The organism is Pseudomonas antarctica (assembly GCF_900624995.1).
Classification (GTDB): domain Bacteria; phylum Pseudomonadota; class Gammaproteobacteria; order Pseudomonadales; family Pseudomonadaceae; genus Aquipseudomonas; species Aquipseudomonas antarctica.
In genome coordinates this window covers 1-18,634 of sequence record NZ_UYXQ01000028.1, presented here as the reverse complement: position 1 = coordinate 18,634, position 18,634 = coordinate 1, and the positions used below count along the sequence as shown (strand labels likewise).

Sequence of the window (18,634 nt, the reverse complement as noted above, 5' to 3'; positions counted from 1 at the left end):
CTGAGGAAAGAGTTGTTTAACACCTGAACTATGAGCGAGAAGCGGCGGATTTATTTGAGTACTTAAGTCCTTTGCGACTTGAATGAATCTGCCACCTTTATATTCCTCTTAGCGACTCGTTCACAGGGCGAAGCCCTCAACCATTAAACAAGGAAGTTCAATGGGCATCCCACTCCCCTTCTGGCTCATCATCACAGCCGTCACGGCTTACGTTGCAAGTACGCGCGGGCGCTCAGGGCCCCGGTGGTTTGCAATCTCGCTCTTTCTTCCCTGTGTTGCCCTGGTTGCCGAGTTATTAATGCCCCGGCTGGCGAAGACCGGTGTTGATGCCCTGGTGCACCCGGACCTGCGGCCTTGCCCAGCCTGCAACCAATCCATCCAGGCGGCGGCCTCTCGCTGTAAGCACTGCGGGGCGCAAGTGGAGCCGATTGCTTTGAGAGGTCGCAGCGGTTGGGTCGCTCGCATGACCGCCGATACTACTCAAATTCCTGAAGTCTGAACATGGCTTGGACGGGCTGGTGACGTGGCGGACGGTGATGCGATAACTCGAAGTACACCCGCTTCCTCTTATCTGCGTAAATGATCATGAAGAATAAAGAAGTGTTAGTCGTTGATTGTATTTGCGGGAAGTAGTGGGTAAGCGACGGTTTGCAAAGATGGAGGTGTAATAAGATTGGAGAAATAGGGGGCAGACCACTTTTTTGGGTGTATCAGGACGCCCAAAAAAGTGTGAGTAAAACGAATAGAGAAAATGGTGGCCTGATCCCTATTTCCCGACTCCTATGCCCCTGCCCGCCATGAGAGGTGTGGAGCACCAAGGTGATATTCACAGGGTTCAAGGGCCAGCGGAAAAAATACTTGGTAAGTGATTATGAAAAATAAAGAAGAGTTAAAAGCGTTGGTTGAAGCTGTAATGTACTCAAAAGAGTACGAGGGCAATTACGGCTATCGCATAACAGGCACGAGTGCGATGTTAAGCAATGTTGATGAATCAGATCGACAGCAGGCCCCGGCTGACTATCTGGAGTTTCTTACTGAGTTTGGTTTCGGCGAATTAGATGCGGCATTTCATCTCGATGATGGCCCGGAGAAGTATTCAACTGTATGTGGTCGAGAAGTTGAGGGTTATGAGGGGTTTTATGTGTTCGGTGGGAATTCGAGTGATGTGCTATATGCTTTCGACGCAAAAAATAATTGGCAGATCGTAGAGATTAGCTCTGAGTTGGATGAGGTTGATGTGTTAGCGTCAAGTTTTTCTGATTTTATCTTAGGACGGTTGAAGCACGTCAAGTCGTTAGTTGAAAGACGCGCAGCGGGCTGATTGTCAGCGTTGCATTTTTAGGGGTACAAAAGCAACTCCATCCAGTTTGGTTTCTGGAGAAACTGGAGTTGTAGGAACTGGTAAAGCTGCGGCTTATGATGCAAGTTTGACAGCAACATCCACATCAGGATGGACGAGCATCTCGATTGACGCTCGCGCGGTGGTCCGGGACGTCGAGTACCATTCAGGTGTGCCGATACCCTCTAACCAGCACACGCAACGCGCAGAGGAGTTGCGTCAGGTGGATCACACTTATGTCGCGCCCAGAAGCGACTATCAAGCCTTACAGCGTGAATACAATAGGCAGCGAAATAATCTCAAGCGTGAGTGGGAGTTGAATACTGGTTTGACATAGCCCAAGACGGAGAGTGGTGTGGATTTCCAAGCGCACCATGTGATACCACAGCAGTATGGTGGACCTAACCAATGGTGGAATTTGCATCCGGTGCCTGGTGGAAGTGCTCACCAAGGTGGCGTTCATGCCCCAGCAAGTCCAACAACTACAGCATTTGCGCAGAAACCTCCGAGGCGCCCATGACCATGTACGAAAAATTAGAGGCCTTCAATGCACTCGCATGCGTGCTATTAGAGCGGCTGAACCCTGTTTCTTCTGGTGACGTGAGTGGGATGCGACAGCAGTGGCCAGCGGCTCCCGATGAATACTTTGCTTTTATGCAGGAGCGGGGGCATGGTGAGATAAAGGAGGACGACTTCGCGCTGTCGCTTTTGACGATTCAACCCACATTATGTCCGGCGGTAGACTACTTTGGTGATGATGGGTTTTATAAAGACGGACCCTATGAATCGTGTGCTAAGGGCGAGGTGTGGCTGTTCGGTTGGGATAGCACCGGGACTGCTTTCGGTTTCGACAGTGGAGACAACTGGCGATTGTTGGAAATCGACAATATGCGTTGGATAACGCGACTTGACTTGTCGTTTCGTCAGTTCATCGAAGGGGTGTTGGTATGTTATCCACAGCGGCCGATAAGCTTTGCGAATGGAGTTTGGCGCGACTCGGGAGATATTTCTTACACCCTATCGGATTAGGCATAAAAGCGTGCTGAGCCTAAAAAAGTGGAAAGGGCGCGCATTTATCTGGTGCAAAAGCGACAGCAGGTGCTAGCCAACCTATCAACCTGTTGGAGGAAAGGGCGGCATACCACCCAATTAGTGGATTAGTGGGTGATCGTGGTTCACTTGCAGAAGTTGGTTCTGTTTTCCATAGCCAGAATAACAGTGTTCTTCATGTCCCATCTAATGCCGCTCAAAGCTTTAGGTATACTCGTTTCAAAGGCGCTGCAGAATACAGAAATCCTGCGGCTGACTATGTTTCAGTTCTTACGGATTTGAATGCAAAAAATTTGACGAAACAGGCTAAAGAGTTTAATTTTTATCAGTCGGATTGTTGGAGATTACGGGCTCGAAGCGGGGAGTCATTAAACGTGGATTATTCAAGAATAATTGATCTTATTAAAGAGTCGGATTTCGTTGAATTTGCTGATTATGGGGACGGTATTGCTGATGAGTGGATTTATAAAGCTGAAACTCGTCTTGCGTTGAAATTGCCTGATAGCTATAAATGGTGGTTGAAGTGTTATTCTGGCGGGGAAATATCGGGGGAGGAGATTTATAGTATTTACGAAATGGATTTTGATAGTGTATGTGGTGGTGATATCGTTTATATGTCAATCGTTAACGGTCGAAATGGGTTGTGTGGGAAGGATAGGCTATTTATCTGTGAGCCGCCGGGTGCGGGGAGTCATTTTATTTCGCCACAGGCGATGGTCTTAATGATGGGGAGTATCCTGTTTATAGGCTTGATCTTTCTAATAAAACTTCTAGTTTGTATGCGAAAAATTTTATCGAGCTCTTAGAAAAAAGAATAATTTCTTTCAGTTGAATAATGATTGTGCGATGAAAAATGTTTGAGAAAGGCCTAGTCCAAAAGCGACAGGAGAATAATTAAAACGCTAAAACGGGTTCAGGCCACGATTTTATGAATATGATTTTAGACTTGGCTCTTTGATAGATTATTATTTGTTTTTTTTCGAAAAAAGATACGGGTTCTTACGTTTCGAGATTTACCGTGTAAATAGAACTGTGTAATCGTAGTCTGACCCCTATTTACACCGACTCAGGTGGAGATTGAAGGGGCGTTCCAAAATTCCACGCCCATGCCGGGTGCATCTAAGTGGCAGGGCACCTCTCCAAGTGGGTTGAAGATAGAAGGTTATTACGGCAAACCGAACGGTCCTGGCACAACAGCTTGGCCGGTCTATCAAGGGAAAAATTGATCAGTATGGCTAACGGTAAACTTCATTTTGTAAGGTCTTCTAAATTCAATCGTTTAGAGGTCTTGGCCACGGAGCCAAACGCGGACCCGCGGATGTCTTCACCGCAGAGTGTGGGCGTTAGAGAAATTGCAGCTTGGTTATCTGATGATGTGAATAGCCATTTGTCAGCAATTGGATGGGTTGCGCGTTTGGAAGCTTTGGAAAGTGCAGAGTCAAAAGGATATTTAGGAACAGGTAACGCCCATACGGTGGGGGTCGCTGGGGAATACATATTTTTAGAGTGCGAGTTTGAAGAAGATTTAAAGGTGCTGGTGCATAAGCGTCATGTTGTCTCATTGCTGAAATTTTACATCGCCACTCACGAAGCACATATTTCAAATACTTGTTATGATGTGGAATATGTACTAGAGGGTGAGCCTGCTTTAAATCGTTACCTTGAATGGGGAGGGCGATTAGGTCTCTCCGATACGGAAATAGCTGAAAATACCCGGAAAATTAAATCGTCATCAAAAAAGAAAGCGGGTAGGCGTCAAAGGCCTTAGGAGAGAGTGAGATTGGCTGATCTTTTTCGCTATCTATATTTTAAGTTCGCTGAATTGTATTAACGATCAAAATATGTAAATTGATTGGGTACGTGCCTCACTGGGAGCATTCTGACGCTTATGAATATGCTCTATACGGCATTGCGGTCGGTCGAGGATTTGAACACTATGTTATGCCGGTATCCCCAGATGAAGCGCTTGCCAATCTTGATGCATTGCCAGAGGTTAAAAGAGTGTTTGTTGAGGTATTTGACTTTATTAGTCTTTGATTGAGGGAAAAGTGGATTGAGAATTCGCAGGAGCAAAGGGGGCGAAGAAATAGGGAAGTAGGGTGCAGACCCCATTTTACAATTGCTTACTCGCCTTGGGCAAACGAGTTGTCCGAGGGTTGGCGGGACGTCCGAAGACAATTGTTTGTTAGCCGTGTAATCGTAGTCTGACTCCCTATTTACCCGGCCAGATACGTTGGATTTTACTTATACAACTGATGGGGCGCGTCAAACTGTTCGCTTTGAAAATGAAGCTCGCTAAATTCCGGAGCATAAAAAATGATTGCTGAAGATATAGAAATTGTTAAAAAAATTTTTGAGCTGATTCAGTCTGGAATTGTTGAGGGTTATGACGCCTTCAGGTACGAAGCTGAAGTATGTGAAGGCTATATGGTTGAAGAAATCTCCATTGAAAAAAATGGGATATTAAATGAAAGTCCAAAAACGGATTTTAATGGGGCAATATTGTATCGGCTCGTCAATGAACTGAAAGCTAGTGCTGCTTCGCGCGGTGAAAACTGGCGTTCATTTGTGATGAGTTACACTGTCGGTGGTCAGGTGAAGACAAATTTTGTTTATCCGTGAGAGAAATAGGGTTTAGACCACGTTTTTGGGTGTATCAGGAACCCAAAAGTGTGAGTGAAACGCATAGAGAAGATGGTGGTTTGACCTCTATTTCCCCGCAAAGATGAAGGTGAGTTAGTGATGATGCACACCACCGCCTATACGCCAGTGACCACAGCGTTTGCGTCTATGACCACGAAAGAACTCGATGCTTTCTATGAGTGGTTTATGCTTAACAAACCCTACTGCTTAGATGATTTAATTCAAGCTGTTTGGCAGACGCCTGGGTATGAGGATTGGCGTGCAGATTTTTCCCCAGAGTCTCTGGGTCTATTAGCAGAGTGGTTGGCTTCTCAAATGACCAAGGTCAACCGGTCGTCAAAAGGCAGCACACTCGCAGAGGACTCCGTGGCCAGTGCGGCGGGCGATGAGGCACCTGATATATCCGATGAAGAAAAGTCTTTAACTGTTTTGGTCGGTAAGTATTACGGTGAGGTCGCCGTTAGAAATAATGCGCGACTTACGTGGTCGCAGCTGAAGGGTAATAAAAAGCAAGCGGATTATGGCCAGCCTGTTATATCTGCTTCCGGTACACTCCCGACCAATCCGGTGCGTGTTATTAATGCATTTGCGTGCGGCCTTGCTGACGGCTCAAGAACAAGCGGGCGGCTTCGAGAAACCTATGATTATTGGATGGAGTTGATAAAGCACGAGGGATAGAATTCAGGCCGCGTGTTGCAATATCTCTATTTTAAAATAGATCCGCTTCCCTTATCGCAACAGCTATAAAACGAACGGAAGGCAATAAATGTCTATCAATAAAGACTGGACCCCCGGCTTTGGCGAGATCGTTACATGGTTCGCCATGGACAGGGCAGGCGCAATCGCCGTGATGGTGAATAACTGCTTTGGCCGTTTGCCGGCCGTGTTGTTAGCGCTGCCTGATGTAGAGTCGAAGTTGGATCGATTGAGCGAATACTTGTGGGAGGAGTCTGTCGAGTTCGATACCTACCCTGAGAGCAAACAAGGTGAAACGATGCTTGGCCTGTATTCCGCTCGCACCTATCGGCACCTTGCCCGAAGAGCTGACGTAGAAGCATTCATCGGTGAGCGCTCGTCAGCGGAGTTGGCGTTGACGGAATATAACGTGCCGTCGGTCAAACGGTTCTATGTTTACCATGGGGTTGAAGGCAGCGTGCCCAATGAAGATTACCCGGTGGGCTATGAGGGGCAGAGCCAAATAGGGGATTATTTCAGGTATTTGCTGCCCACTATTACGGCGAGCATTGAGGATATACCGGCGCCACTCAGAGGGTGCATCGCGGTGTGTGAGTCGTTTGAATTTTCTGAACGGTCTTTTTGGTCCAGCGATTGGGTTGATGCGTATTTTCGTACCTTGTATGGGTGACGTTGCGCGTATCAGTTGGGCGGCGCCAGGGCCGCCCGGTTTCTACTCAGGATGGGTCGGCATGGAGCCTGCGCATGATGACATCAAGCAAATCACACCCATCGCGCAGCGGAATGGCCAGCAATTGGGCGAAGTCTTGAAGCACCACAGCATCGCTGCTGAGCTGTTCGCGAAAGGCCAGGTTTTCCAGCAGTTGGGTGACGGCTCGAATCCGGTACACAGCGGCGTCGTGGAGGACGTCGAGGGGCGCACAGGTGTCGATGAGCAGAGCGGGGACGGTGCTGTCGTGACCCGTAAGGGGCATGTATTGGTTCATTTGAAATCTCGGTCAGTAAAGTGAAGCCGTCTCCTTTCGTCGCCAAACGAATGGGTGACAGCTGTACGCAGGTTGGCGAACCGGGACCGAGTTCCGGCAGACCCGAAGGTCTCCCGCGCACAGCTGCCATAAAGCAGCGATGCGGGTACGGAAGCCCCTGCAAGCAAGCAGAAAGCTTTCGCACACGGTCGTCGGGTCGCCAAACCCGATCGCCCTTGTTGGGCGACGGGCCGGACTATAAGCCCCCCACCCAAACCCACGCAAGGCATCAAAGTACTGGCCCACGCACACCGCCTCATGTCTTCAGATCCCTGGCCGACACATTGGCGATGATTAAACGCATCAAAGCACCCGCGCCGGTCAATCGCCGTCGCATCAACCCGCTCTACCGTTACACCACAAGGAAGAAGTACATGATCAAGTTGTTCTGCAAAGCTGCTGTTGTATTGTCCTTGGCCACGCTGTTTGGCTGCTCCTCGACACCGTCGGTAGAGAAAATGCAGGCGGACGTGGCGAACTACTCGCTGCCCAAGGCTGCTGTCGCCGACAAAGGCCTGGTGTACGTGGTACGCCCAAGCAACGTGGGGATGATGGTGCGGTTCAACGTGTTCCTGGATGACAAGGAAGCCGACTCGGAGATGGGTTACAACCGCGGCAACCAGTACATTTATTTCTTCGTGACGCCGGGCCAGCACGTGATCAGCTCCAAAGCTGAAAACTGGGCCGACATGCCGATCAACGTCAAGGCCGGTGAGGTGGTTTACCTCAAGCAGGAAGTCGAAATGGGCTTCGCCGTGGCACGCAACAGCCTCAAAGTGCTGAGCGATGTGGAAGGCCGTTATCTGGTCAAGGATGCGTCCTTGGGCACCGTGGCAAAAGAAAGCAAGTGAGTTAAAAACGCTTGAGGCGGTCGGGCTCCAGGCTCGGCCGCTCACGTATTGCACCGACCCTGAGGCATTGCGCCGCGCGCTCAGGGGTATCACGCAGATCTCCAGTGGGTATCTGGTGAAAGAACTCAAATAAGCCCACACGTCAGTAACCTGCCGCGTAAAAAGCTCACGGAATGAATCCTGTCATCAAGGATGATCAATGAAATCCAGCAAGTTCTCCCTTCTCGCCTTCCTGATGTCCTGCCTGGTCGTCGGCTGGGGGTTGGTGTATGTCGGCCGCATCAAATGGGGCATTCGGGTTGCGGCGTTGCTGTATGTCGGCGTGGTGTTGCTGGGGGTCACCGGGTTGGCCGCCACGCCTGTCGGGCTCTACGTGCTCTTGGCGTTCATCATCCTCGTTAAGCTGGCCTCCGCGATTGCCTCCGCGGTGCTGGCCCGCCGTTACGACGGCCCACCGGGCGTGCCACGCAAGCGTTTCCATGTACTGTACGTCGGCGTGCTGATCGCGATCACCTTGCTGATATTTGACGCGTTTCGCGCGCCGCTACTGGGTTTCAAAAACTATTACATACCCTCGGGCTCGATGATTCCTACGCTGTCGATCGGTGATTACATCGTGTCCGACTTGCGCCCCGGCGCACCCAAGGCCGGCGATATCGTGGTGTATCGCTGGAACGGCACCGAGGCGGTCAAGCGTGTGGCTGGTGTCGGCGGCGACACGCTGGCGATCGTCAACGGCGAGCTGATCCGCAATGGCGAAAACCTGGGGTTGTTCCACGCCCCGGCCGAGCGGGTGAAGAAGGACTACTCCTTGACACTGGCGCCGTTTTTGGTCGAGCCGGGGCACGTGTACCTGCTGGGCGACAACCGCGATGTGAGCAATGACAGCCGCTTCATGGGCCAGGTGGCTGTTGAGGATGTGGTCGGCAAAGTCACCGGCATCTGGTTCTCGAATGAACCGGTGCGCATTGGTACGAGGTTCCCATGACGCGTGAGGTTTCAATGGCAGGTTTAGCGGTAATAGGGTGGCGGTTGGCGCAGGGAATTTGCCTGCTGCTGATGTTCGGCAGTGCCAGCGTCTCTATGGTGGCATCGGCCTACTTCGACAGCTCTACCTCCGGCGCTTTCGGCTCGGCGCTGGGTGTTTTCCTGATGGGCGCCATTGGGCTGCTGTTCGCGTTTGTATTTGAGCGCACGCGCACGCCTCGGGCCACGGCGCGCTACATGGTGACGCGCTTGGCGGTGGTGCTTATGCTGGCAGCGGGCGCGGCGTACCTGGTCGACTCGGTGTGGTTTGCACCTGAGCGCGACGCGCTCGACGAGAGCCTGGAGGGGGCGAGCTGTGGCGAGTACACCGGCACTGTCGTGAAAGGCTGGGAGCCATTTTGCGCGCAGAAGCGTGAGCGGGAGTCGAAATAAACCTATCAGATGGCGGCGGAAAAACCGGCGCTGCACTCTCATGTGAGGATCGGTCAGGCTATGAGCGACTCTGCAATGATTATCTGCTCTGCTGAAATAAATGAGCGCACGTTTGCGGCGTTTATCGAGTCGTTAGGTGGATTCGCCAGTGCTGGCAAACCCGCTCGTGGGTCGATCAGTCAGGATGAGGGCGATTTATACCTGGCGCTGTTAACCGTTGAGCAGTGGGCTGATTTTTATGCTGAGCAGGATGTGTTTGAGTGGGCCGAGCACTTGGGCGCGCAGCCTCAAAGCCTGATCGAAATCCAGTTAGGGCACGCCCGCGGTTCCAGGGCGCTTTGTGACTGGTTCGTTTATGAGTTCGGCCGCATATGGCACTGCATCTTGAGTGATGTTGACGCGGTGAGCCTTTCGTACGCGCAAGTGCGCGCGCGATATCTTCGGATCAGCGCGCCTTAGAAAAGCGCCTCGCAACGTCCCACCCAGCCGCCAGGCCCGCAGTGGGTGGGTCATGCTCGCTCCGAACAAGGCGCGTGCCCGGCCGATACGCCGGGCATACATCAGCAAGCGCCCTCGCCATAGGTCGCGATCCCTGCGTTCGAAGGCGTTACAGCAACTTGCGCTGCACCGCCTCATCCAACGTGCTGCGCGTCAGCGCTTCAACCACTTCACCGGTATTGGCCTGGAACGGAATACCCACGATCAGCACCAGGTGCATCCAGGTGCGCACCGATTCGCTTTTCTTGACCCGGCCCAGCTCTTTGCCGTCCTTGTCCTTGAACACGGTCTCCAGGGTGAAGGTATTTTTCGCCGTGGACGGGATGATGAAGAACGTGACACCGGTGATGATCGCCGAGGCCATGCTGAACTGTTCGTTGTTGTACAGCGTGGCGTCGGCGTAGATGTCCGAGTCGACCTTATCAGTGCTCACCCGCGCAAAGCGGTTGGACTGGCGGAACGCATCGGCCACGGACTTTTCCCAGAGGGCCGCCGGCGCGCCAGCGGTGGCGTTGCCGGGGCCGCCGTTGACCTGGCTCAGCGCTGTGGTGCGCACGTAAGCGGTCGGCTTTTGTGCCGGCGCATTGGCGGTCGGCGGCCAGGTTTGCACCGGTGGCAGTTCGTGTTGCGAGTAGGACACGCAGCCGGTCAGTAAGACGGCGGCGAGTACCAGGCTGTGCTTGATCAATCCTTGCATGTGTTGTTCCTTGAATTCAGGGTTTGGCCAGTTTGGCGGTGGCAGTGTCGAGCAGTTGCGCGACGAGGGTGTTCAGTTGCTGGGCGCCCATGGACGGTGCCCAGTATTCGCGGCCGTACAGGCCCACGTTGTGTTCGAACTTGAGGTCTTCCTTGGCCGTGGCCAGTTCTTTGCCGTTGCGGTCGACGATCACCAGGTCGCCGGCCACCTCGAAGCTGTCCACATAGATCGGCCCGTTGACCCAGATCCAGATCGTCAGCGTCAGCAAGGCGCCGGGGATGTAGGCCGGGTGCGGCGCGCGATGGCCTTTGAGCGAGGTCATGTTGAACTTGAGCACCACGTCGTTCTCTTCAAGACGGGTGGGGTACTCGGTGACTTGCTTGAAGTAGCCCGCTGTGCGCACGTACTGGTTGAGCTGGGCGGTGAGCGAGCGGCTGATCGCGGTTTTGTTGGCGTCATTGACGTCGGCGGCGTTCACCGCCACATCGGCGATTTGCGCGCTGCGCGGGCTGCTGCTAGTGGCGGGGTGGAGCGGGGCGCCAATGGGGCCGGTGACGGTATAAGAGACGCAGCCGGTCATCGACAGCGTCGCGATCAGCGCCGCAGCGCGGCAGAGGGTGTTCAGCACAAAATTTCCCTATTAATGAACGAACCAAGTCAGGGTCTCGACCGGGCGGTCGATAACTTGAGGCGTGTGCGTGACTGCAAGACAGTCACCGAAACAGCTTGAGAAGCCCTCTCAACCCCGTAAAATACCGCGATTGTTTAAAGCACGATACTTTTCAGGGATGAAATCAGACATGCGCGCGTTCGTTATATGCCTCGCCCTCTGCTTCATGGCGGGCTGCGCCTCCAAGCCGGATTACTACATTTCACCGGCGCCGGTCACCATTCCCAAGACGGCTACGTATTGGCTCGATACGTTCAACGTTGAGGTGAGGGGCGAGAGTAAGCACTTCATGCCTGATGACAAGGTCCGCCAGGAACTCGGCGTCGATCTGGTCAATCGCTTGCTTAACGCCAAGCGTTACGCCACCAGTAAGCAAACCGCCGATTACTTGCTGGACGTGGATATCGTCTACGTGCGCCATATCATCGACTCCAACGGTGGGCTGTCCAACCTGGTGGTCAGCGACGGCACCATCCTGCAAAGCATCGATTTTGGCTACAAGGTCAAGGTCAAGAAAGCGGATGCCGAGGTGCTTCACTTCGCCCAGAACCGGCCCGGCCTGGTACCCAACAACTGGCGGGGCCAGCCACAGCAATGGAAGACCATTGGCGGCATTATCACCAACACCGGTAATTCCAGTGTCGAGCGATATTTCACTGGCGGGCTGAGCGACTACATCCTTGATGATCTGCGCGATATTCCGTCCCGCTAGCGTTACCTGCTGCACCCGATTTCTCACTCTAGGAGCACCCTGTGAAAACACTGTCCAAAATCCTGCTGTCGGGCCTCACCGCCGCAGCGCTGCTGACCGTGGCTGGTTGTGCCACGGAGAGCAACCGCGCGATGCCGGTGGAACAAGTCGCCAGCGCCAACGTCGCCTATTCCGGCGTGCGCGTACCCATTGCCGTGGGCAAGTTCGATAACCGTTCGAGCTACATGCGCGGCATCTTCTCCGACGGCGTTGACCGCCTCGGTGGCCAAGCCAAGACCATCCTGATCACCCACCTGCAGCAGACCAACCGCTTCAGCGTGCTGGACCGCGACAACATGGGCGAAATATCCCAGGAAGCCGCGATCAAAGGCACCGTGCAAAAGCTTAAAGGTGCTGACTACGTGGTGACCGGTGATGTGACCGAGTTCGGCCGCAAAGAAACCGGCGACCGCCAGTTGTTCGGCATTCTCGGCCGTGGCAAAACCCAAGTGGCTTACGCCAAAGTCGCGTTGAACATCGTCAACATCAGTACTTCCGAAGTGGTGTATTCCACGCAGGGCGCTGGTGAATACGCCCTGTCCAACCGTGAAGTCATCGGCTTCGGCGGTACCGCCAGCTACGACTCCACCCTCAATGGCAAGGTCCTGGACCTGGCCATGCGCGAAGCCATCAACCGCCTCGTCGACGGCATCAACGCCGGCGCCTGGAACCCGCGCAACTGATCAGCAGCACCTCAAGGAGCAGTACACGGATGAGCAAGGCAGTTAAGTTGGCGCTGATGCTGACAGCAATCGCGACGGTCGCCGGGTGCCACACGGCGCCCCAACCCCTGTATCAGTGGGAAAGCTACCAGCCGCAGGTTTACGAATACTTCAAGGGCGAGCCCAAGGAAGCGCAGGTCGAGGCGCTGGAGCGCGACCTGCAAAAGATCAACGCCAGTGGCCGCAAAGCGCCGCCGGGTTACCACGCGCACCTGGGCATGCTGTACATGACCATGGGTAAGGATGACCAGATGGTGCAGGAGTTGCGCACCGAGAAGGCGCTGTTCCCCGAGTCTGCTTCCTACATGGACTTTCTGCTGAAAAACGCCAAGACCGGAGTCGCCACTAAATGAGCCTGTTAAAACTCACCGGCGCCTTGCTGGCCCTGGCTTTGCTCGGCGGTTGCGCAGCGCCCAAGACCATTGATTACACGGCCTACAAACAGGCGCGGCCGAAGTCGATTCTGGTACTGCCGCCGATCAATGAGTCACCGGAAGTGCAGGCGTCCTACAGCATGGTGTCGCAAGTCACCTACCCGTTGGCCGAAGCCGGCTACTACGTGCTGCCGATTGCCCTGGTGGACGAAACCTTCCGCCAGAACGGCCTGACCACTGCCAACGATATCCAGGGCGTGGCGCCGGCCAAGCTGCATGACATCTTTGGTGCGGACGCGGCGCTGTACATCACCGTGAGTGAGTACGGCACCAAGTACATGCTGATCTCCAGCGACACCTCGGTGACGGCCTCGGCCAAACTGGTGGATCTGCGCACCGGCACCACCTTGTGGACCGGTTCGGCGCGGGCCTCCAGTGAGGAAGGCAACAACAACAGCGGCGGCCTGGTGGGCATGCTGATCACGGCGGCGGTCAAGCAAGTGATCAACAGCTCCACTGATGCGGCGCACCCGATTGCCGGTATCACCAGTGCGCGCCTGCTGTCGGCGGGGCAACGCACCGGGATTCTGTACGGCCCACGTAACCCGAAGTACGGCACTGACTGATTTGCCTGTGCCTGCGTGAAAAGCGTTTGCTGGCCCTCACAGGCCAGCATCACGCATCGCCGTCAGTGCACAATGATGTCTTTGGGCCTAATCAGTTGCGTACTTTTCATCAGGAAGTCTGTGGTGCGGTTGCCGGTCAGGTCGATGGCGATGAAGTAGCGGCCGCTTTGCGGGTTGTAGGTCACCCGGGTATCGCCAATGCGCCCGGTAAACGCTTCGACGAGCGTGAGGCGCGTGTTGGCCTCCTTCTCCACCCCGCGAAGGTCAATACTGTCAGTGCCGGTGGTGAAATCCGTCAGTAACCGAGCATTGAAAAAGCTCGAATCGCGGGCGCTGTTGAAGATGAAACGCGGTTCTGCCACTGGGTTACTCACGCGTGGCTGAGCGCGCGTCGTAGTCAGTGGGGGCAGGCTAGGTGTTGTTACCCCGCCAGCTCTGTAGGGCACGAGATCACTTGGCCTGACTTGCCCATGGGTCTTGATAAACAGGTCCGCTCTGCCATTGCCGTTGAGGTCGATGGACACGGAGCCCATGCCGCTTCTTTCATCGTAGGTGAGCAGCGCTTCACCGGCTTTTGCGCTCCAGGCACTCACGACAGACAGTGAGTACAGCCCCACACTCCTCAATGCTTGCGTCACGTCGATCTTGTCGCTGCCGCTAGTGAAATCCATGATCTCATCCGGGTTTTGCGGCGTGGAATCGCTGGCGTGGTTATACACAAAACTATCGGCACCTCTGCCACCGCGTAATCGATCGGCGCCGCCCCCGCCCGTGAGCCGGTTATTCTCGTCGTTACCGATCAGCGCATCATGGCCTGAACCGCCTATTGCATTTTCGAGGGTGACGCCCCGGGCGATAGAGACGCTGCCCCGGCCGTGGCCCACATCAGAGAATGAACCGGCCTTGAGGTTGATGACTTGGTTAGTGTCATAGCCCGAGACGTCCAGGGTGTCGATGCCGGCGCCGTCCCAGATGCAAAAAGTAGCAGCGTCAAGGTGGCTGCTCAGCGAGTAGTAGTCCCTTGCGGTATTGGAGTTGAAACCGTAGGTGTTGTTTTCTCTGCGGGTTTGATAGTTGGCGCCATAGTTTTGTTGGATGGCACTGATGTCATCCATCATGGGGGCATTGGGTATGACGCCCATACGTTTGCCACTGTCTTCAGCAAGGAAATAGCTCATGACGGTATGGGCCTTAGAGTCCTGTGCATAAACACGATCTGAATGGCTCCATTTGCCGCTGGCATCGTAATGCCCCGGGTGAGTCAGGCCGAGGGTGTGACCGATTTCGTGAGTCATCACATGGCGAGCCAGAAAGCCCGGATTGTAAGTGGTATCGCCGCTGTCGTGATAAGGGCCGGGATAAGCGCCCCGTGCGCCGGGTTCGTCAGAAAGTCGGAAGGTCAAGCGTCCTTCGGCTTGCCCGCCGTTTTCAGTGAAGGCCAGATTGGCTACATCTCCCCAGGATTGGATGGAGCGCCGGGCGTCTTGTTTCTGGTATTCGTCGAATCCGTGGCCCAAGAAGGAATAGGAAATTTCGGTCTTATTATTTTGGTTCCAATCCCTCCATTTATACGCGCCCCGTGTGAGCTGCTCTACAGCCCGCTGTTTATCAAAGGACTGCCTGTTGGCTCTGCTGATGTATGGGTCGTTTTCGCGCAGGGTGGCGTCATAATTCCCCCCATTGGTATTACTGCTTACGCCTGGCGCGTCCCAACGGCGATGTGCTTGAGCGTTTTGCTGTTGAGGCGCACGCACAAAACGATGCGCCGTTGCAGGGGGAGTAAATGGCCGGAACATCGCCCGAAAAAAGGAAGGGCGAGGGGGCCTTTGGGCCTGATGTGCGGCATTCGGTTGGGCGGAGAAGGCGGGCGCTCTGAAATCTATTCTCAACGTGATAATTCCCAGTATTTAGTTGCAGCTCTCCCTACAGAAAAAGTTCGCAAACTCCATTGCGCTAAGCGCAAAACTGTCAGTGTTAGAAGAAAGTGACAAAGGTCAGTCTGTGACTAATTAGGTCTTTATCGGGTGGTTTATAACGTCAAGAAGGTGTTGAGATTTTATAACCGTGCGGCTTGTTCTTAACGTTTAGGCTCGTTACAGCGGGGGGGTAGTAATGGCAGGCCGATTTGTCCTGTGTGTTTATGGCCATTTTCCCAAGAGACGCCAGCCATTAACCCGAACCTATGAGGCCTTGCGTCTTACCTTGTGATTGCATTATTCACTCACGAGGTTAAGCCAATGTCCCGCCCTCTTTTGCTTGTGCGTCCTGTCGCCCAGGGCTTCACCGTTACTTTGCTGGTTGCACTGGCCGGTTGTGGGTTGTCTTCTTCCCGTGATATCGCCACGCCTAAGCACGCTGCACCTGTCGCAGAACTGCAAAGCGAACCTGTGCAGGGTGCGCTGAGCAAACGCATGCCGATGCCTGCGCCAATGGCCATGCGCCTGGTGAGTCAGGATTCAGCCGCGATGGTCTACCGCAGCGAACCCCGCGAGCAATACGCAAACCTGCCGGACAACCCGGTGCATCGTGTTGCCGAAACCCCCGTCTCGACGTTCAGCGTCGATGTCGACACCGGCAGTTATGCCAACGTACGACGCTTCCTCAACCAAGGCCGTCTGCCGCCCGCAGATGCCGTGCGACTGGAGGAAATGGTCAATTACTTTCCTTACAACTACGCACTGCCCACCGATGGCTCGCCGTTTGGCGTGACCACCGAAGTCGCCACCACGCCGTGGAATCCGCATACCCAATTGCTGCGCATCGGCATCAAGGCATCCGACCGTTCCGTCGCCGACCTGGCGCCGGCCAACGTGGTGTTCCTGGTGGACGTGTCCGGCTCCATGGACCGCCGCGAAGGCTTGCCGCTGGTCAAAAGCACCCTGAAACTGCTGGTGGACCAGCTCCGTGACCAAGACCGTGTGTCGCTGGTGGTCTATGCCGGTGAGTCCCGCGTAGTGCTCGAACCCACCTCCGGCCGCGACAAAACCAAGATCCGCAACGCCATCGACCAACTCACCGCAGGTGGCTCCACAGCGGGCGCGTCCGGCATCGAACTGGCCTATCAGATGGCGCGCGCAGGCTTTATCGACAACGGCATCAACCGCATCCTGCTGGCCACCGACGGTGACTTCAATGTGGGCGTCAGCGACTTCGACAGCCTCAAGCAGATGGCCGCCGACCAGCGTAAAAGCGGCGTGTCCCTGACCACCCTGGGCTTCGGTGTGGATAACTACAACGAACACCTGATGGAACAATTGGCCGACGCAGGCGATGGCAATTACGCCTACATCGACAACCTGCGTGAAGCGCGAAAAGTGCTGGTTGACCAACTCAGCTCGACCCTGGCGGTGGTGGCGCGGGATGTGAAATTGCAGGTGGAGTTCAACCCGGCCCAGGTCAGCGAATACCGGTTGCTGGGTTATGAAAACCGCGCCCTGAAGCGTGAGGATTTCAACAATGACAACGTCGACGCCGGTGAGATCGGCGCAGGGCATACCGTCACCGCGCTGTACGAAATTGTGCCGAAGGGCCACAAGGGCTGGCTGGAGCCTCTGCGCTACGCCACCGCACCTGCGAGGCAAAACACCTCCACTGAGTTGGCGATGCTGCGCGTGCGCTACAAACCGGCGGCGGGCGGTGACAGCCAGCTGATTGAGCGGCCCATCAGCACCGAGTCGACCAAAGCCAGCGATGACCTGCGCTTCTCGGCGGCCGTTGCGGCCTTCGCCCAACAGCTCAAGGGCGATGGCCGCTACACTGGCAGCATGAGCCTGCAGGACACCGCCGCGCTGGCCCGCTCGGCCCGAGGCGATGACCCGTTCGGCCTGCGCAACGAGTTCGTGCAATTGGTGGTGTTGGCGCAGAGCCTCAAACACTAATCATGGGGTCCAATGAAGATCCAATGTGGGAGCAGGGGTTGCCCGGCTCCCACAATTCAAAGGTTTCAACGTCTAGAAAGGAGTTCGCCACCTACATGGCCGTTCCAGATGATTCACCCAGCGACGAAGCGCTGCTGGCCCGCTACCGAGCCGGTGACGGTGCCGCGTTCGAGCTTTTGTACGCGCGGCACCGCCAAGGCCTGTACCGGTTTCTGGTGTCGCTGAGCAACAAGGTCGAACTGGCTGAAGAAGTTTTTCAGGAGACTTGGCTCAGCCTGATCCGCAGCACCACCCAGCCACAAGGGCGGGCGAGCTTTCGTACATGGCTGTTCCAGATTGCCCGCAACCGCCTGATCGACCACTGGCGCAAGCACGGCGTGCACAACCCGTTGCACGACAGCTACGATGAGCAACTGCACGCCCAGCCCGACGACAGCGCCGGGCCTGAGCAGCAACTGAGCCTGAGCCGTGACCAGGCACGCCTCGACGCCGCGCTGCAAGACTTGCCCGAAGACCAGCGCGAAGCCTTCCTGCTGCGCCTGCACGGCGACCTCGAAGTGCCGCAAATCGCCGCCCTCACCCAAGCCCCGCTGGAAACCGTAAAAAGCCGCCTGCGTTACGCCCAGCAGAAACTGCGCCGCCTGCTGGCCGAGGAGATACCCGCATGACCGACTCCCGACACACCCAGGACCCCGACGACGTGTTACTCCAACACTTTCGTCAACACAGCACAGGCGAACCGCCTGCGTCCCTCGACGCCTTCATCCTCAACACCGCCCGCCGCGAAGCCTCGGCGCCACAGCCAAGCCTGTGGCAACGCTGGCTGCAGGCCTGCCGCCAACCGCGCTGGCAGATGGCCTTCGCCACCGTCGCAGGCGTGGCGTTGATGATCGGCGTGGTGATGCGTTCGCCCGTGCCACAACCCGAGTTATCCACAGCGACCTTCTCCGCGCCTCAGCAAGAAGCCGCGCGCCCGCTGGTCCAAGCGTATTCGGCGCCTGCACCTGCGCCCATGGCCCGGATGGCCGCCGCACCGCCCGTCCAAGCTGAAATCACCGGCTCGATCGCGGATGAGCCAGCAGCGAAACTCAGCAAGCGCACGGCGGTGGCGTTGCCATCGTTGGAGCAAGGGCTGCAGGAGATTGTGGACCTGCGCCTGGCTGGGGAAACCAGAGCGGCGGATGAAAAGCTGCTCGCGTTGCATAAGCGCTTTCCCAAGGAAGACTTGCCGGTGCGGTTGGAGGCGTTGCAGAAGCGTTAAATCGACATGTCTAGTCCTGAAATAGGTTTACACCTGTTTCACCCCAGCGCCCTATGCACTGCATCGGGCGTTTTGTATTTTAAGGACAGGTGTGGGCGTTCCTGGTTATAGATCAGGATCGCTTCTCGCACCAT

The 18,634-nt window shown here is 55.3% G+C and carries 22 protein-coding genes; 18 read left to right on the top strand and 4 right to left on the bottom strand.

Annotated elements, in window-relative coordinates; all coding sequences use genetic code 11:
* The first annotated feature begins 871 nt into the window (after nucleotides 1-871).
* The 7 genes from E0F99_RS16205 (at nucleotide 872) to E0F99_RS16175 (ending at nucleotide 6,398) form a co-directional block, all read left to right on the top strand.
* Nucleotides 872-1,321, top strand: coding sequence for an SMI1/KNR4 family protein (locus tag E0F99_RS16205; RefSeq protein WP_083355855.1), 450 nt, complete (start codon nucleotides 872-874; stop codon nucleotides 1,319-1,321).
* Between the two features lie 534 nt (nucleotides 1,322-1,855).
* Nucleotides 1,856-2,368, top strand: a complete 513-nt coding sequence (locus E0F99_RS16200; RefSeq protein ID WP_130908819.1) for a hypothetical protein — start codon at nucleotides 1,856-1,858, stop codon at nucleotides 2,366-2,368.
* A gap of 131 nt (nucleotides 2,369-2,499) precedes the next feature.
* Complete coding sequence (locus tag E0F99_RS31155; protein ID WP_408003418.1) at nucleotides 2,500-3,195, top strand: SMI1/KNR4 family protein; 696 nt, start codon at nucleotides 2,500-2,502, stop codon at nucleotides 3,193-3,195.
* Nucleotides 3,196-3,707: 512 nt separating this feature from the next.
* Complete coding sequence (locus E0F99_RS16190) at nucleotides 3,708-4,157, top strand: hypothetical protein (protein ID WP_130908818.1); 450 nt, start codon at nucleotides 3,708-3,710, stop codon at nucleotides 4,155-4,157.
* Nucleotides 4,158-4,705: 548 nt separating this feature from the next.
* Nucleotides 4,706-5,011, top strand: coding sequence for a hypothetical protein (locus E0F99_RS16185; RefSeq protein ID WP_083355853.1), 306 nt, complete (start codon nucleotides 4,706-4,708; stop codon nucleotides 5,009-5,011).
* Between the two features lie 120 nt (nucleotides 5,012-5,131).
* Nucleotides 5,132-5,710, top strand: coding sequence for a hypothetical protein (locus E0F99_RS16180; protein WP_083355852.1), 579 nt, complete (start codon nucleotides 5,132-5,134; stop codon nucleotides 5,708-5,710).
* 88 nt (nucleotides 5,711-5,798) lie between these two features.
* Nucleotides 5,799-6,398, top strand: coding sequence for a hypothetical protein (locus tag E0F99_RS16175; RefSeq protein WP_083355851.1), 600 nt, complete (start codon nucleotides 5,799-5,801; stop codon nucleotides 6,396-6,398).
* Between the two features lie 46 nt (nucleotides 6,399-6,444).
* On the opposite strand, the gene E0F99_RS16170 is transcribed toward E0F99_RS16175, so the two are convergent.
* Nucleotides 6,445-6,702 (bottom strand): hypothetical protein, encoded by a 258-nt coding sequence (locus E0F99_RS16170; protein WP_083360333.1) that lies wholly within the window; start codon nucleotides 6,700-6,702, stop codon nucleotides 6,445-6,447.
* 509 nt (nucleotides 6,703-7,211) lie between these two features.
* Here E0F99_RS16170 and E0F99_RS16165 point away from each other — a divergent pair.
* The 4 genes from E0F99_RS16165 (at nucleotide 7,212) to E0F99_RS16145 (ending at nucleotide 9,482) form a co-directional block, all read left to right on the top strand.
* On the top strand, nucleotides 7,212-7,604 hold the full coding sequence (locus tag E0F99_RS16165; RefSeq protein ID WP_169876735.1) for a DUF2846 domain-containing protein: 393 nt from the start codon (nucleotides 7,212-7,214) through the stop codon (nucleotides 7,602-7,604).
* Nucleotides 7,605-7,803: 199 nt separating this feature from the next.
* Nucleotides 7,804-8,592: a signal peptidase I gene (gene lepB, locus E0F99_RS16155; protein WP_083355850.1), complete on the top strand. Its 789-nt coding sequence runs from the start codon at nucleotides 7,804-7,806 to the stop codon at nucleotides 8,590-8,592.
* Nucleotides 8,589-9,023 carry a hypothetical protein gene (locus E0F99_RS16150; protein ID WP_083355849.1) on the top strand — a complete coding sequence of 145 codons (435 nt, stop codon included), beginning with the start codon at nucleotides 8,589-8,591 and terminating at the stop codon, nucleotides 9,021-9,023. The genes lepB and E0F99_RS16150 overlap by 4 nt, the downstream gene beginning before the upstream one ends.
* Nucleotides 9,024-9,083: 60 nt before the next feature.
* The gene (locus tag E0F99_RS16145) at nucleotides 9,084-9,482 is read left to right on the top strand and encodes a hypothetical protein (RefSeq protein WP_130908816.1); all 399 of its coding nucleotides are present in this window, start codon (nucleotides 9,084-9,086) and stop codon (nucleotides 9,480-9,482) included.
* 148 nt (nucleotides 9,483-9,630) lie between these two features.
* Here E0F99_RS16145 and E0F99_RS16140 read toward each other — a convergent pair whose 3' ends face one another.
* Both E0F99_RS16140 and E0F99_RS16135 read right to left on the bottom strand, forming a co-directional pair.
* On the bottom strand, nucleotides 9,631-10,218 hold the full coding sequence (locus E0F99_RS16140; RefSeq protein ID WP_083355847.1) for a hypothetical protein: 588 nt from the start codon (nucleotides 10,216-10,218) through the stop codon (nucleotides 9,631-9,633).
* A gap of 16 nt (nucleotides 10,219-10,234) precedes the next feature.
* The gene (locus E0F99_RS16135; protein ID WP_083355846.1) at nucleotides 10,235-10,846 is read right to left on the bottom strand and encodes a hypothetical protein; all 612 of its coding nucleotides are present in this window, start codon (nucleotides 10,844-10,846) and stop codon (nucleotides 10,235-10,237) included.
* Nucleotides 10,847-11,018: 172 nt separating this feature from the next.
* Here E0F99_RS16135 and E0F99_RS16130 point away from each other — a divergent pair, with 172 nt between their 5' ends.
* The 4 genes from E0F99_RS16130 to E0F99_RS16115 are packed head-to-tail and all read left to right on the top strand — an operon-like array spanning nucleotide 11,019 to nucleotide 13,361.
* Nucleotides 11,019-11,600, top strand: coding sequence for a hypothetical protein (locus E0F99_RS16130; protein WP_083355845.1), 582 nt, complete (start codon nucleotides 11,019-11,021; stop codon nucleotides 11,598-11,600).
* A 41-nt stretch (nucleotides 11,601-11,641) separates the two neighbouring features.
* Nucleotides 11,642-12,322 carry a CsgG/HfaB family protein gene (locus E0F99_RS16125; RefSeq protein ID WP_010214228.1) on the top strand — a complete coding sequence of 227 codons (681 nt, stop codon included), beginning with the start codon at nucleotides 11,642-11,644 and terminating at the stop codon, nucleotides 12,320-12,322.
* Between the two features lie 29 nt (nucleotides 12,323-12,351).
* Complete coding sequence (locus E0F99_RS16120; RefSeq protein WP_083355844.1) at nucleotides 12,352-12,714, top strand: DUF4810 domain-containing protein; 363 nt, start codon at nucleotides 12,352-12,354, stop codon at nucleotides 12,712-12,714.
* Nucleotides 12,711-13,361 (top strand): DUF799 domain-containing protein, encoded by a 651-nt coding sequence (locus tag E0F99_RS16115; RefSeq protein WP_083355843.1) that lies wholly within the window; start codon nucleotides 12,711-12,713, stop codon nucleotides 13,359-13,361. The genes E0F99_RS16120 and E0F99_RS16115 overlap by 4 nt, the downstream gene beginning before the upstream one ends.
* 62 nt (nucleotides 13,362-13,423) lie before the next feature.
* Here E0F99_RS16115 and E0F99_RS16110 read toward each other — a convergent pair whose 3' ends face one another.
* Nucleotides 13,424-15,115, bottom strand: coding sequence for a M10 family metallopeptidase C-terminal domain-containing protein (locus tag E0F99_RS16110; protein ID WP_232000116.1), 1,692 nt, complete (start codon nucleotides 15,113-15,115; stop codon nucleotides 13,424-13,426).
* 483 nt (nucleotides 15,116-15,598) lie between these two features.
* Here E0F99_RS16110 and E0F99_RS16105 point away from each other — a divergent pair, with 483 nt between their 5' ends.
* The 3 genes from E0F99_RS16105 to E0F99_RS16095 all read left to right on the top strand — a co-directional run bounded on the left by E0F99_RS16105 (nucleotide 15,599) and on the right by E0F99_RS16095 (nucleotide 18,500).
* Complete coding sequence (locus tag E0F99_RS16105) at nucleotides 15,599-17,239, top strand: vWA domain-containing protein (RefSeq protein ID WP_083355842.1); 1,641 nt, start codon at nucleotides 15,599-15,601, stop codon at nucleotides 17,237-17,239.
* Nucleotides 17,240-17,334: 95 nt separating this feature from the next.
* On the top strand, nucleotides 17,335-17,907 hold the full coding sequence (locus tag E0F99_RS16100; protein ID WP_083355841.1) for an RNA polymerase sigma factor: 573 nt from the start codon (nucleotides 17,335-17,337) through the stop codon (nucleotides 17,905-17,907).
* Complete coding sequence (locus E0F99_RS16095) at nucleotides 17,904-18,500, top strand: hypothetical protein (RefSeq protein ID WP_083355840.1); 597 nt, start codon at nucleotides 17,904-17,906, stop codon at nucleotides 18,498-18,500. Before E0F99_RS16100 ends, E0F99_RS16095 begins: the two co-directional genes overlap by 4 nt.
* Nucleotides 18,501-18,634 lie beyond the last annotated feature (134 nt).

Bases quoted from the DNA above. Each gene is read 5' to 3' on its own strand.
- E0F99_RS16205 (WP_083355855.1), top strand. From the start codon at position 872: ATGAAAAATAAAGAAGAGTTAAAAGCGTTGGTTGAAGCTGTAATGTAC.
- E0F99_RS16200 (WP_130908819.1), top strand. From the start codon at position 1,856: ATGACCATGTACGAAAAATTAGAGGCCTTCAATGCACTCGCATGCGTG.
- E0F99_RS16190 (WP_130908818.1), top strand. From the start codon at position 3,708: ATGTCTTCACCGCAGAGTGTGGGCGTTAGAGAAATTGCAGCTTGGTTA.
- E0F99_RS16185 (WP_083355853.1), top strand. From the start codon at position 4,706: ATGATTGCTGAAGATATAGAAATTGTTAAAAAAATTTTTGAGCTGATT.
- E0F99_RS16180 (WP_083355852.1), top strand. From the start codon at position 5,132: ATGATGCACACCACCGCCTATACGCCAGTGACCACAGCGTTTGCGTCT.
- E0F99_RS16175 (WP_083355851.1), top strand. From the start codon at position 5,799: ATGTCTATCAATAAAGACTGGACCCCCGGCTTTGGCGAGATCGTTACA.
- E0F99_RS16170 (WP_083360333.1), bottom strand. From the start codon at position 6,702: ATGCCCCTTACGGGTCACGACAGCACCGTCCCCGCTCTGCTCATCGAC.
- E0F99_RS16165 (WP_169876735.1), top strand. From the start codon at position 7,212: ATGCAGGCGGACGTGGCGAACTACTCGCTGCCCAAGGCTGCTGTCGCC.
- lepB (WP_083355850.1), top strand. From the start codon at position 7,804: ATGAAATCCAGCAAGTTCTCCCTTCTCGCCTTCCTGATGTCCTGCCTG.
- E0F99_RS16150 (WP_083355849.1), top strand. From the start codon at position 8,589: ATGACGCGTGAGGTTTCAATGGCAGGTTTAGCGGTAATAGGGTGGCGG.
- E0F99_RS16145 (WP_130908816.1), top strand. From the start codon at position 9,084: ATGAGCGACTCTGCAATGATTATCTGCTCTGCTGAAATAAATGAGCGC.
- E0F99_RS16140 (WP_083355847.1), bottom strand. From the start codon at position 10,218: ATGCAAGGATTGATCAAGCACAGCCTGGTACTCGCCGCCGTCTTACTG.
- E0F99_RS16130 (WP_083355845.1), top strand. From the start codon at position 11,019: ATGCGCGCGTTCGTTATATGCCTCGCCCTCTGCTTCATGGCGGGCTGC.
- E0F99_RS16120 (WP_083355844.1), top strand. From the start codon at position 12,352: ATGAGCAAGGCAGTTAAGTTGGCGCTGATGCTGACAGCAATCGCGACG.
- E0F99_RS16115 (WP_083355843.1), top strand. From the start codon at position 12,711: ATGAGCCTGTTAAAACTCACCGGCGCCTTGCTGGCCCTGGCTTTGCTC.
- E0F99_RS16105 (WP_083355842.1), top strand. From the start codon at position 15,599: ATGTCCCGCCCTCTTTTGCTTGTGCGTCCTGTCGCCCAGGGCTTCACC.
- E0F99_RS16100 (WP_083355841.1), top strand. From the start codon at position 17,335: ATGGCCGTTCCAGATGATTCACCCAGCGACGAAGCGCTGCTGGCCCGC.
- E0F99_RS16095 (WP_083355840.1), top strand. From the start codon at position 17,904: ATGACCGACTCCCGACACACCCAGGACCCCGACGACGTGTTACTCCAA.